The organism is Actinomadura montaniterrae (assembly GCF_008923365.1).
In the GTDB taxonomy this organism is placed as follows: Bacteria; Actinomycetota; Actinomycetes; order Streptosporangiales; family Streptosporangiaceae; genus Spirillospora; species Spirillospora montaniterrae.
Window position 1 is genome coordinate 1 of record NZ_WBMR01000267.1, and the last position, 11,890, is coordinate 11,890.

General features: G+C 74.5%; 11 protein-coding genes and 1 pseudogene. 4 read left to right on the forward strand and 8 right to left on the reverse strand.

Going from position 1 to position 11,890, the window contains the following annotated elements; translation table 11 throughout:
- From F9B16_RS44520 to F9B16_RS44535, 4 genes and pseudogenes are all read right to left on the reverse strand, one after another.
- Positions 1 to 1,018, reverse strand: a pseudogene (locus tag F9B16_RS44520) (hypothetical protein); the annotation flags it as partial.
- Positions 1,015 to 1,941, reverse strand: a complete 927-nt coding sequence (locus F9B16_RS44525; protein ID WP_151546313.1) for an ABC transporter ATP-binding protein — start codon at positions 1,939 to 1,941, stop codon at positions 1,015 to 1,017. The gene F9B16_RS44525 and the pseudogene F9B16_RS44520, both read right to left, overlap by 4 nt.
- Positions 1,942 to 2,035: 94 nt before the next feature.
- Positions 2,036 to 2,719, reverse strand: coding sequence for a response regulator (locus tag F9B16_RS44530; RefSeq protein WP_151546314.1), 684 nt, complete (start codon positions 2,717 to 2,719; stop codon positions 2,036 to 2,038).
- A complete protein-coding gene (locus F9B16_RS44535; RefSeq protein ID WP_225992493.1) occupies positions 2,716 to 3,981 on the reverse strand; it encodes a sensor histidine kinase in 1,266 nt (421 codons plus the stop codon). The genes F9B16_RS44530 and F9B16_RS44535 overlap by 4 nt, the downstream gene beginning before the upstream one ends.
- Before the next feature lie 124 nt (positions 3,982 to 4,105).
- Here F9B16_RS44535 and F9B16_RS44540 point away from each other — a divergent pair, with 124 nt between their 5' ends.
- The 3 genes from F9B16_RS44540 (at position 4,106) to F9B16_RS44550 (ending at position 6,453) form a co-directional block, all read left to right on the forward strand.
- Positions 4,106 to 4,519, forward strand: coding sequence for a cold-shock protein (locus F9B16_RS44540; protein ID WP_151546315.1), 414 nt, complete (start codon positions 4,106 to 4,108; stop codon positions 4,517 to 4,519).
- Positions 4,520 to 4,645: 126 nt separating this feature from the next.
- A complete protein-coding gene (locus F9B16_RS44545; protein ID WP_151546316.1) occupies positions 4,646 to 5,968 on the forward strand; it encodes a magnesium transporter MgtE N-terminal domain-containing protein in 1,323 nt (440 codons plus the stop codon).
- Positions 5,965 to 6,453 (forward strand): DUF1003 domain-containing protein, encoded by a 489-nt coding sequence (locus F9B16_RS44550; protein ID WP_151546317.1) that lies wholly within the window; start codon positions 5,965 to 5,967, stop codon positions 6,451 to 6,453. Before F9B16_RS44545 ends, F9B16_RS44550 begins: the two co-directional genes overlap by 4 nt.
- Before the next feature lie 15 nt (positions 6,454 to 6,468).
- Here F9B16_RS44550 and F9B16_RS44555 read toward each other — a convergent pair whose 3' ends face one another.
- Positions 6,469 to 6,924 (reverse strand): MarR family winged helix-turn-helix transcriptional regulator, encoded by a 456-nt coding sequence (locus F9B16_RS44555; protein WP_225992494.1) that lies wholly within the window; start codon positions 6,922 to 6,924, stop codon positions 6,469 to 6,471.
- Positions 6,925 to 7,066: 142 nt separating this feature from the next.
- Here F9B16_RS44555 and F9B16_RS44560 point away from each other — a divergent pair, with 142 nt between their 5' ends.
- Positions 7,067 to 8,206, forward strand: coding sequence for an Mrp/NBP35 family ATP-binding protein (locus tag F9B16_RS44560; protein WP_151546318.1), 1,140 nt, complete (start codon positions 7,067 to 7,069; stop codon positions 8,204 to 8,206).
- 272 nt (positions 8,207 to 8,478) lie between these two features.
- Here the strand turns inward: F9B16_RS44560 and F9B16_RS44565 are convergent, their stop codons facing one another.
- From F9B16_RS44565 to F9B16_RS44575, 3 genes are all read right to left on the reverse strand, one after another.
- Positions 8,479 to 8,829: a sec-independent translocase gene (locus F9B16_RS44565; protein ID WP_151546319.1), complete on the reverse strand. Its 351-nt coding sequence runs from the start codon at positions 8,827 to 8,829 to the stop codon at positions 8,479 to 8,481.
- A 94-nt stretch (positions 8,830 to 8,923) separates the two neighbouring features.
- Positions 8,924 to 10,657 (reverse strand): S1C family serine protease, encoded by a 1,734-nt coding sequence (locus F9B16_RS44570; RefSeq protein WP_151546320.1) that lies wholly within the window; start codon positions 10,655 to 10,657, stop codon positions 8,924 to 8,926.
- Positions 10,658 to 10,800: 143 nt separating this feature from the next.
- On the reverse strand, positions 10,801 to 11,890 hold a 1,090-nt coding region (locus F9B16_RS44575; protein WP_151546321.1), incomplete at its 5' end, for a sigma-E factor regulatory protein RseB domain-containing protein.

Below are 11,890 nucleotides of genomic sequence, written 5' to 3' on the forward strand. Positions count from 1 at the left end.
GGCCGCGGCGCGGGCTCGCGGCGAAGGTGAGGCGGACGAGCCCGCGCCGGTACTCGGCGGAGACGAACAGCGCCCCGATGACGGCCATGACCAGGATGCCCGCGAACGCGCCGACGAGCAGGTTCTCGATGGTGTAGCCGGTGCCGAGGGCCGGTCCGCCGACGATGGGGGCGATGTCGCCGGCGCCCGTCACGGTGAGCCCCCGTCCGGCCTCGGTGAACCCGCCGTGGACCGTGTCGGTGTAGCTGCCGGACGTTCCGGCGCGCCCTATCTGCTCGCCCTTCCAGGCGCCCGGCGTCCACCGGCCGTCCAGGGCGACCTGCCCGAACGTCGCGGTCGCGACGGCGGGGTCGAAGCTCGCGCCGTGCGCGGTCCGGGTGATCGACATCGGGGACGCGACGAACGCGCCCGCCTGCACGGTGGACCCGAGGCCGGGCAGCCGCGCCGTGCCCGCCGGCGTCCAGTGCGCGCCGTCCGCGGAGCCGTACCCGGTGATCGTGTCGCCGGAGCGGACGAGCCGCAGCCACCGCGCCGGCGCGATCGCGCGGGGGGCGGCGGTGTCGTGCACGTAGTCGTGCTGCATCCGCATGCCGTGGCCGGCGGTCACCATGATCGCCGCGTAACGGGAGCCTGGGCGCAGCCCGTCCTTGACGATGATCCCGGCCTTCGCCCACGGCACGACGCCGTCCCGCTCGTCCGGGCCCATGCTGACGATGCCGGTCAGCGACGTCACCGGAACCGTGATCGACCCGTCGCCCCGCAGTGCCCGGTGCACGAAGTAGAAGCTGTCGTTCACCGCCTCGCCGCCGGGCCCGATCGGGATCGCGTCGGGCGGGTGGTCCAGGTTCGGCCCGCCCGTGCCGAGGAGCCCGATCAGCACGGTGACGACGGCGGCGGCGACGGTGCCGGCGACCCAGCCCCGGACGGTCCGGAACTTCGTCCACTCCGCGCGCAGCAGCCGGGCGAAGCCGTCGAGGGCCCGCCGCTCGGCCGCCCGCGGCGGGAGCACCGCGGTCATGACGCGGCTCGCTCGGCGGTGCCGAACTCGACCGCGTCGCGGGTCAGCTCCATGTAGGCCTCCTCGAGCGTCGCGCGGTGCGCGGCGACCTCGGAGAACGGCACCGACGCGCCCCCGAGCAGCCGGACGATCTCCTCGGCGTCCGGCCCGGAGACGGTGAGGGTGTCAGCGCCGTCGACGGTCACGGTGGCGCCCGCGTTCGCCAGCACCGTCATCGCCCGGGCGCGGGCGGACGTGCGGATCATGACCCGTCCGCGCGACGCCGCCGCGAGCAGCTCGGCGACGCTCGCGTCCGCGACGACCCGGCCGCGCCCCGCCACGACCAGATGCCCGGCGGTGTCCTGCAGCTCGCTCATCAGATGGCTCGACACCAGGACCGCGCGGCCCTCGGCGGCCAGTGCCGCCAGGAACCCCCGCATCCACCGGATCCCGTCCGGGTCGAGGCCGTTGAACGGCTCGTCGAGCATGAGGATCGGCGGGTCCGCCAGCAGCGCCGCCGCGATCCCGAGCCGCTGCCGCATGCCGAGCGAGAACCCGCCCGCCCGGCGCCGCGCCGCCCCGTCCAGCCCGACCCGGCCGATCACCGCGTCGACGCGCCCGGCGCCGAGGCCCTGCGAGTGCGCCAGCCACAGCAGGTGGTTGCGGGCGGTGCGGCTCGGCTGCAGCGCGGCCGCGTCCAGCAGCGCGCCGAGGTGCCGCAACGGGTCGCGCAGGCTCCGGTACGGGCGGCCCCCGACCAGCGCGCGGCCCTCGTCGGGCGCGTCCAGGCCGAGGATCACCCGCATCGTGGTGGACTTCCCCGCCCCGTTCGGCCCCACGAACCCGGTGACCTCCCCGGGCCGGACGGTGAACGACATGCCGTCCAGCGCGAGGGCGCGGCCGAAGCGCTTGCGCAGGCCGTCGACTTCGATGGTCGCTTCCATGCCGGAAGCGTAGAAAGCGGACACCCCACCGGTCGTCACGGCACCGAGCGATCCCCGTCCCTCCCGCCAGGGACCCCGACCTCCCTCCTGAGAGCTACGGTTTGGCGCCAGGGACGACGAGGCCGGTCTCGTAGGCGGTGATCACGGCCTGCGTGCGGTCGCGCAGCGCCAGCTTCGTCAGGATGCGGCTGACGTGCGTCTTCACCGTCTCCTCCGTGACGACGAGGCGGGCGGCGACCTCCGCGTTGGACAGGCCGTCCGCGACGAGCCGCAGCACCTGCTTCTCCCGCGGCGTCAGCACGTCCAGCGTCGCCGCGGGAAGGGCGCCCTGCCGGGGCTTGAGCAGGGCGAACTCGTCGATGAGCCGGCGGGTGACGGCCGGGGCGAGCAGCGCGTCTCCGTCCGCGACGACCCGGACGGCGTCGAAGAGCCGCTCGGCGGTCACGTCCTTGAGCAGGAACCCGCTCGCCCCCGCGCGGAGCGCGTCGTAGACGTACTCGTCCAGGTCGAACGTGGTGAGGATCAGCACCCGCGGCCGGTCCGCGCCGGACGCGACGATCCGCCGGGTCGCCTCGATGCCGTCCATGCCGGGCATCCGGACGTCCATCAGCACCACGTCGGGCGACAGCTCGGCGCAGACCCGGACCGCCTCCCCGCCGTCCTCGGCCGTCCCGGCGACGCTGAAGCCGGGCTGGGCGTCCAGCAGCGTCGCGAAGCCGGTGCGCACCACCGGATGGTCGTCGGCGACGACGATGCTGATCGTTCCCGGATCGCTCATCGTGCTCCCTCCGGTGCCGCGGGCAGGCCGGTGCCGGCGGGCAGGCACGCCTCGACGAGGTAGCCGCCGCCCGCCGCCGGGCCGGTGCGGACCTCGCCGCCCACGGCCGCGGCGCGCTCGCGCATGCCGAGCAGCCCGTGCCCGCCGGACCCCGGGGACGCGGGCGCGCCCGGCCCGTTGTCGCGGACCCGCACCCGCAGCGCGTCGCCGGTGTAGTGCAGCTCCACGTCGACGGCGGCGCCGGGCGCGTGCCGCCGCGCGTTGGTCAGCGACTCCTGGACGATCCGGTACGCGGCCAGCTCGACGCCCGGGTCGAGCGGGTCCGGCGCCCCGTGGACGATCAGCCGGGCCGCCGCGCCGGAGACGTCCCGGGCCTCGTCGAGCAGGTCGAGGAGCTGCACGAGTCCCGGCTGCGGCCGCCGCTCCGCGGCCTGCGCCTCCGCGCGGCGGGTGTCGTCGCGCAGCACGCCGAGCAGCCGCCGCATCTCCGTCAGCGCCGCGCGGGCCGTGTCGCCGATGTCCAGCAGCCGCTTCGCGCCCGCGGCGGGCATGCCGGGGGTGGCGAGCCGCGCCGTCTCCGCCTGCACCGCGATCATGGAGATGTGGTGCGCGACGACGTCGTGCAGCTCGCGGGCGATGCGGGCGCGCTCGCCGCGCGCGCTGTTCTCCAGCAGCGTCCCGGCCATCGCGCGCCGGGCGGCGGTGCTCTCCAGCGCCTCGGCCCGCGCCCGCCTGACCGCACCGGCCAGCGCCGCGACCGGCACCAGCGAGGCGAGCAGCACGGCCCGCACCCGGAACTCCGCCGTCCCCGGGCCCGCGAGCGCCAGCACCGGGAACGGCGGCCCGACCGCCAGCGCGGCGACATGCGCCCCGGCCCGCCCGGCGCGATAGGCCGCGACCAGCAGCGCGGCCGAGCCCGCGACGGTCGCCGTGTCGAGGAGGCCGAGCGAGACCGCGTTCGCCGCCGCGACGGTGAACGCCGCGACCGCCGGGCGCGGGAACGCCGCGGGCAGCGTCGCGCACAGGCACAGCAGCACCATCAGCGCGACGAAGGGGACGCGCACCGCGCCATGACCGTCCCGCGCGCCGGACACGTCCGTCACCAGCCGCGCGACCGGGCCCCGGCCGTCCAGCAGCAGCCCGGCGGCCTGCTCCGCGAGCGCCAGGGCGGCGAGGCAGACGGCCGCCACGGGCAGCGGGGATCCGGCGGCCCGCACCGTCCTGCCGACCCATCCGGAATGCCGGGCGCCCGTGCGGTCCACAGGCGCATTATGCAGCACCCATGGGCGACGACGCCGGTTCCCGGGGAGCGGGGGACGGGCGCGCTAGATTGGGAACAGGTACTTCTGGTTCGCGTTTCGCGGTGTGGAGAGTTGGTCGGTTCTGGTGCGTACTGGACGGGTTCTGCGGTTCGACGGGGTGCGCGGCTACGGGTTCATCGTCCCCGACGGCGGCGGTGACGACGTGTTCGTCCACGCCAACGAGGTACTGGACGACAAGTCGGGCCTGACGCCCGGCGCGACGGTCGAGTTCGAGACGGTCGACAGCGAGCGGGGCCCGAAGGCGTTCGGCGTCCGCATCCTGTCCCGGGCGTCGTCGTCCTCCCCGGCGCCGCGGCAGTCGTCGTCCTCCCAGCTGCTGGACGAGGGCCTGTGCGACGTCCTCGAACCGGCGGAGCTGCGCGAGGACATCACCGAGCTGCTGCTGTCCGGCACGCCCGACCTGACCGGCCGGCAGATCGTCAGCATCCGGGAGAGCTTCCTCGGCTTCGCCAAGAAGCACGGCTGGGTCGAGGCCTGAGACCCGCCCCGCGGCCCGCCGGGCCCCGCGACGCCGCCTCCGGCACCCCCGCTTCACCCGCCGGCCATCCGCGGGCCCCCGCGCCCGCACCGAATCGCCCGGTGCGTCCTGGGTAGTGTCAGGCCCATGAGCGGAGCTCCGACGCGCGTGTACATCGCGCGGCTCGCCGGGATCGCGGTGTTCGACCCGGCCGGCGACCAGGTCGGCCGGGTCCGCGACGTGGTGGTGGCGCTGCGCCTGGCCCCCCGGCCGCCCCGGGTGCTCGGCCTCGTCGTCGAGGTCGGCCCCCGCCGCCCCGTGTTCCTGCCGATCACCCGGGTGCAGGTGATCGAGGCCGACGCCATCATCTTCGACGGCCGGCTGAACATGCGGCGGTTCAGCAAGCGCGAGTCCGAGACCCTCGTGATCGCCGAGATGCTCGACCGCACCGTCCGGTTCTGCGACTCCGGCGAACCCGTCTCCGTCGTCGACGTGGCGATGGAGCCCACCCGCACCCGCGACTGGCTGATCGGCAAGGTCGCCGTCCGGCGCGGCGGCCGCGGCCTGCGCCGCGGCGCCGGGCTGCGCCGCCGCGGCGAGAGCCTCGTCGTCGACTGGAACGACGTCGAGGGGTTCTCCGCCGTCGAGCACGGCCAGGGCGCCGCCGGGCTGATCGCCGCGTTCGGCCAGATGAAGGCCGCCGACCTCGCCGGCATCGTGCACGAGCTGACCCCGAAGCGGCGCACCGAGGTCGCCGCCGCCCTCGACGACGAGCGGCTCGCCGACGTCCTGGAGGAGCTGCCCGAGGACGACCAGATCGAGATCCTCGGCAAGCTGGAGGCCGACCGCGCCGCCGACGTCCTGGAGGCGATGGGCCCCGACGACGCCGCCGACCTGCTCGGCGAGCTGCCCACCGAGCAGCGCGAGCAGCTGCTCACGCTGATGGAGCCGCAGGACGCCGCGCCCGTCCGGCGGCTGCTCACCTACGAGGACGACTCCGCCGGCGGCCTGATGACCACCGACCCGGTGATCGTCCCGCCGGACGCGACCGTCGCCGAGGCGCTCGCGCAGATCCGCAACCCCGACCTGAACCCCGCGCTCGCCGCGCAGGTGTACGTGTGCCGGCCGCCGACCGCCACCCCCACCGGCCGCTACCTCGGCACCGTCCACTTCCAGCGGCTGCTCCGTGAACCCCCGCCGACGCTGGTCAGCGGCATCTGCGACACCGAGCTCGACCCGCTGCGGCCCACCATGACGCTGGAGTCCGTCGCGATGATCCTGGCCACCTACAACCTGGTCGCCGCGCCCGTGGTGGACGAGAACGGGCACCTGCTCGGCTCGGTGACCATCGACGACGTCCTCGACCACCTGCTGCCCGAGGACTGGCGGGAGACCGCCATGGACGCGTTCGCCGAGGCGTCCGCGGATCCCGAGGAAGAGGCACTCCGGGGCGCCGAGGGGGCGAGATGACCACACGTCTGGACCAGCCGCGCGAGATCCGCCGGACGATCGTGCCGCGGCCGCACTACGACCCCGAGTCGTTCGGCCGGCTGTCGGAGCGGATCGCCCGGTTCCTCGGGACCGCCCGGTTCCTGGTCTACATGACGGGGTTCATCGTCGTCTGGATCGGCTGGAACTTCCTCGCCCCGCACTTCCTGCGCTGGGACCCCTACCCGTTCATCTTCCTGACGCTGATCCTGTCGCTGCAGGCGTCCTACGCGGCGCCGCTGATCCTGCTCGCCCAGAACCGGCAGGACGACCGCGACCGCGTCCAGTACGAGCAGGACCGCTCCCGCAACGAGCGCACGATCGCCGACACCGAGTACATCACCCGGGAGATCGCCGGGCTGCGGGTCGCGCTCAGCGAGGTCGTCACCCGCGACTTCCTGCGCTCCGAGCTCCAGCAGATCATCCGCGAGCTCGACGCCAAGGACCAGCACCAGACGCTGTCCTAGGACCGGGACCCGGCGCTAGGCCGGCTCGTCGGCGAGCTTGTCGAGGATGTGGCCGAACGTGCTCAGGTCGGGCTCGTCCAGCCGGCTCAGCACGTACTCGCGGACGCCCTGCCGGTACGTCGGCGTCGCGTCCGCCAGCCGCGCCCGCCCCGCCGGGGTCAGCACCGCGTACAGGCCCCGCGCGTCGCTGGTGCAGGACTGCCGGACGACGAGGCCGTCCCGCTGCAGCCGGTCGACCAGCCGGGTCAGCCCGCTGCGCGACAGCAGCACCCGGTCGGCGAGGTCGTTCATCCGCAGCCGCCCGTCCGGCGCCTCGCCGAGGTGCATCAGCACGTCGTAGGAGCCCAGCGCGAGATCGTGGTCGGCGAGCAGGTCCGCCTGGAGCCGGCGGGAGATCTGGACCTGGGCGCGGAGCATCGTGCGCCACACCGCCAGCTCGGCGGGCGACATGGTGCTGGACTGCGATGTCACGCCCCGATGTTACGGTGCCGGAAGCCGCGGGCGAAGGGGCCGGAGGCGGGTGTCGCGCGTCCCCGCGTGACACCCCGTGCGCCCGGTGTGAGGTCCGGCACCCGATTGGCCGATACCGCCGCGGGGTTCATACCATGGACGCATGGCCCACCAGTTGACGACCGAGCAGGTGACCGCGGCCCTCGCCACGGTGAACGACCCTGAGATCCGCAAGCCCATCACCGAGCTCGACATGGTCAAGGACGTCGACATCGCGGCGGACGGCACCGTCCGCGTCGGCGTGTACCTGACCGTTGCCGGCTGTCCCATGCGGGACACCATCACCAAGAACGTCACGGAGGCCGTCTCCAAGCTCGACGGGGTCACCTCCGTCCAGGTCGACCTGGACGTGATGAGCGAGGAGCAGCGCAAGGATCTCCAGACCAAGCTGCGCGGCGGCGAGCCCGCCAAGGAGATCCCGTTCGCCAAGCCGAACTCGCTGACCAAGGTCTACGCGGTCGCCAGCGGCAAGGGCGGCGTCGGCAAGTCCTCGGTGACCGTCAACCTGGCCGCGGCCCTCGCCGCGCAGGGCCGCAAGGTCGGCGTCGTCGACGCCGACATCTACGGCCACTCGGTGCCCCGGATGCTGGGCGTCGCCGACGCCCCCACCAAGGTCGCCGACATGATCATGCCGCCGGTCGCGCACGACGTGAAGGTCATCTCCGTCGGCATGTTCACCGCCGGGAACCAGCCGGTGGTGTGGCGCGGTCCGATGCTGCACCGGGCCCTGCAGCAGTTCCTCGCCGACGTCTACTGGGGCGACCTGGACGTCCTGCTGATGGACCTGCCGCCCGGCACCGGCGACATCGCGATCTCCGTCGCGCAGCTGCTGCCGTCCGCGGAGATCCTGGTGGTGACCACCCCGCAGCAGGCCGCCGCCGAGGTCGCCGAGCGGGCCGGCGCGATCGCCGCGCAGACCCACCAGCAGGTCGTCGGCGTGATCGAGAACATGTCGTACCTGGCCTGCGCGCACTGCGGCGAGCGCCAGTACATCTTCGGCGAGGGCGGCGGCCAGACCGTCGCCGACGCCCTGGCCCGCACCCTCGGCACGAAGGTCCCGCTGCTCGGCCAGGTCGAGATCGACCCGCGCCTCCGCGAGGGCGGCGACAACGGCGTGCCCCTCGTCCTCGGCGACCCCGACGCGGGCGCCGCCAAGGAGCTGCGCACCATCGCCGACAAGCTCGCCGGCCGCTCCCGCGGCCTCGCCGGCATGTCCCTCGGCATCTCCCCCAAGGGCCGTTAGACCCGAAAGAGCGAAAGGCCCCGCCTCCGGCGGGGCCTTTCGCATACCACCTCACGCCCCGGCCGCCCGAAGCCCAGACCACGGGAGCTCGAAGCCCAGACCACGGGAGCTAGAAGGCCAACCACGGGCACGGGCAGGCACGCGGAGCGAGTGCAGCGAGCGCAGCGGGCCTGCCCGCCGACGGACGACGCGTTTCACGCGGAGCGCCAGCGGAGCGGGAAACGCGTCGTCCGTCGCAACGGGGGTTCCAGGGGGTCGTCCCCCTGGGCCAGCTACGTTGCTTCGTTGTCGAAGGGGGGGCGTTCGCCGTAGTCGAGGGCCGGGGGCGACGCCGGGACGTAGGACGGCTCGTCGTCGTCGAACAGCTTGCCGTTCAGGAACGAGTCGTCGTCCTCGAACAGGTGCTTGCGGACGAACGTCTTGGGATGCAGGTCGGCGATGTCGAAGTCCTTGAACTCCGGGCCGAGACCGGCCTCGAGGTCCGCCTTGGCCGAGTTGGCCATCTGCCGGAACTGCCGCAGCATCCGGCCGGCCTGCCCGGCGACCTGGGGCAGCTTGTCACCGAAGATGACCAGGGCGAGGACGACCAGCACCGCCATCTCGCCGAGTCCGACGTCGAACAACCCGTCCTCCACAAGCCACCGGGGACCGGCCCTGCGCGGACCGGTCCCCCCAGCGTATCCCCAGCCGGGATGAACCCGGCCTTAACATCCGGCGCTACGAGCCCAGCGTGATCTCTACCGTGGTCTCCTTGCCGCCGCGCTGGTAGGTGACCTTGATCCGGTCGCCGGGCGCGCGGCTGCGGATCTGCGCGATCAGGTCGGTGGCGTCCTCGATCGGCTGGTCGTCGACCTTGGTGATGACGTCGCCGGGCTTGAGGCCCGCCTTGTCGGCCGGGCCGCCCTTGGTGACCGGGTCCTGGCCCTGCACGGCCTGCTGCATGATGCGGGCGCCGCCCTGCTGGTACTGCGGGTCGGGCAGCACGCCGAGCTTGGCCATCTTCACCTGGCCGGTCCTGATGATCTCCTCGGCGACCCGCTTGCCCTGGTTGATCGGGATGGCGAAGCCGAGGCCGATGCTGCCGCTCTGGCTGCCGCCGCCGAGCGACTGGCCGCCGAGGGTGGCGATCGCGGTGTTGATGCCGATGACCCGGCCCTTCGCGTCCACCAGCGGGCCGCCCGAGTTGCCGGGGTTGATCGCGGCGTCGGTCTGGATCGCGTTGAGGTAGGACGAGTCGCCGCCGCCCTCGCCCTGGGTGGGCACGGCGCGGTTCAGCGAGCTGACGATGCCGGTCGTCACCGAGCCCTGCAGGCCGAGCGGCGAGCCGATGGCGATCACCGGGTCGCCGACCGCGAGCTTGGTGGAGTCGCCGAGGGCGAGCGCGGGCAGCGAGTGCTGGCCCTCCACCTTCACCACCGCGACGTCGGAGGACGGGTCGGCGCCCTTCACCGTGGCGGGCAGCGTCTTCTTGTCGTTGAAGATCACCTGCATCTGGGCGCCCTGGCGGGCCTCGGACACCACGTGGTTGTTGGTGACGATGTAGCCGCCGTTGACGATGAAGCCGGTGCCGCCGACCTCGCCCTGGGACGACTCCACGCGGATCATCACGACGCTGGGCAGCACCCGCTGCGCGACGCCCGCGACGGAGTCCGGCGGGCGGCTCTGCACCTTGGTGTCGCTGCCGCTGCCGCCGCCGAGGCTGACCGAGCCGCCGTCGCCGTTGTCGTCGTCGGTGGCGATCACCCCGATGCCGGCGCCGACGGCCCCCGCGACCAGCGCGACGATCAGCGCGATGACGGCGAGCAGGCCGAGGCCGGGGCCGCGGCCGGACGAGGGCGGCGGAGCCGGGATCGGCGCCCAGTTCGGGCCCGTCCCGGGCGTTCCGAACGCCCCCATCGGGCGGGGCCCGCCGGGCGGCGGCGGGCCCATCGGCGCCCCGGGGGGCGGCGGGCCCATCGGCGGCCGTCCGCCGGGAGGCGGCGGGCCCTGCTGCCAGCCCCCGTACGGCGGCTGCCCGTGCATGGCCCGCGGGTCCTGGTCGTAGGGGACGAATCCGGGCCGCGGACGCTGGTCCTGCGGCCCTTCCATCGGCTGCGGCCCGTCCATCGGCTTGTCGAGCGCGACCGGGGGCGGCGGCTGCGGCATGTCGCGCGGGGGCGCGTCCTGCAGCGGCACTTCCCGGGGCGCCATGGGGCCGGGCACGTCGTCCTGCGGCGCGGCTTCGGCGCGCGGCGCGTCCGGCGGGGCGAACCCGCCCGCCTGCTCGCCGCCGCCCGCCACGAGCCGGTCGGTGCCGCCCGGCTCCGGGTCCGGTTCGGGCTCCGCCGCCGGCTGCTCCAGGGGGATCTCCTGGTCGGTCACCGTCTCGGGAGGAGCCGCCGCGTCCTGCCGCTCAGGCTCCTGCCCGGGGACGGCGTCCTCGTCCCCTGGCCGGCGGTTGTCTTCCGTCATCCCCATCTCTCCTACCGAGCATGGTCTCGTCATCCGTGCTCATCGTGCCGCGATAGGCATGTGGCGAGCGTAAGGCAGAGGCCTGCCGCGGCGCCTCTCGGGTCCTCCCGCTTTGGACGGACTTGGGCGTTCCCCGGTTCGGGTCACTTGAACGGGTCGGCGGCCGAGGCCAGCCGCCGCGCGCCGCGCGCCATCCGCGTCCAGAACGGGTCGGGGTGGCGCGGCAGCTCGAAGGCGACCGCCTCCGCCGTGCTCTGCGGCGCGTCGGTCAGGACGGTGTAGACGTAGCCGTCGGCCGCGGCGACGGCCCAGCGGCGCAGCGACTCGCGGCAGAACACGGTCCGGCCGTGCCGGACGGCCTTCTTCCAGCCGGTCAGGGCGCTCGTGTCGAGGGTGCCGCGCTGCACGAACACCGACACCGAGGCCAGGCCGTCGGAGTAGCTGAGGTGCACGGCGCCGCCGGCCTCGCGGCGCGCGTCGTAGAGGGTGAGGTGGCCGGGCAGCCGATCGGGGACGGGCCAGCCGCGGCGTTTCAGGCCGTGGAGGGCGCGGGCGTCCAGCGGCACCTCGAGGATCGAGGTGGCGGAGCTGTTCGGCGCGGCGTTGGCGCTGCTCGGGCCCTCCGCCTCGGTCCCGGCGGCCGGGGCCTCGGTGATGGCGGGGGCGTCCACGGACGAGCCGCGGGTGCGGCCGGTGCGCGGCGCGGCGCCGCCCTGGGCCGGGACGGTGAAGCTGATCTCGGTGAAGCCGCTGGTGACCACCGGGCGGCCGGTCGCGTCGACCAGCTCCCGGTGCAGCATCAGCCCGGTCTCGGCGTCCAGCCAGAACCGGCCCGCGACCGAGCCGTCCTGCCGGCGGGCCTCCACCACGCAGGCGCGGCGGCCGAGGATGGACGCGTCGCGCTTCCGCACGACGGTGTAGTTGCGGGTCAGCAGCTCGAGCGTCCGCCTGGTGAACCCGGTGGCGTCGCCCGCGGACGTGTCGGGAAGGTAGCCCTCCGAGCCCGCCGCCGAGGTGTACCGGACGCCGTCGCCCGGCGTGTGCACGGCGCTGACGCGGGACGTGGCGGACCGGCCGCGGTTCCACGTCGTCAGGAAGCGGCGCCCCTGGTAGGGGACGCGCCGGGCGGCGTCGGCGGCGGAGCGCAGCAGGCCGACGGCGGCGGGGTCGCTGCGGGCGCGGCGCGCGGCGCCCGGGTCCCCGGCCAGCCCCCAGGCGAGGGCCACCGCGCCG

Bases quoted from the DNA above. Each gene is read 5' to 3' on its own strand.
- F9B16_RS44530 (WP_151546314.1), bottom strand. From the start codon at position 2,719: ATGAGCGATCCGGGAACGATCAGCATCGTCGTCGCCGACGACCATCCG.
- F9B16_RS44570 (WP_151546320.1), bottom strand. From the start codon at position 10,657: ATGACGGAAGACAACCGCCGGCCAGGGGACGAGGACGCCGTCCCCGGG.
- F9B16_RS44550 (WP_151546317.1), top strand. From the start codon at position 5,965: ATGACCACACGTCTGGACCAGCCGCGCGAGATCCGCCGGACGATCGTG.
- F9B16_RS44525 (WP_151546313.1), bottom strand. From the start codon at position 1,941: ATGGAAGCGACCATCGAAGTCGACGGCCTGCGCAAGCGCTTCGGCCGC.
- F9B16_RS44545 (WP_151546316.1), top strand. From the start codon at position 4,646: ATGAGCGGAGCTCCGACGCGCGTGTACATCGCGCGGCTCGCCGGGATC.
- F9B16_RS44560 (WP_151546318.1), top strand. From the start codon at position 7,067: ATGGCCCACCAGTTGACGACCGAGCAGGTGACCGCGGCCCTCGCCACG.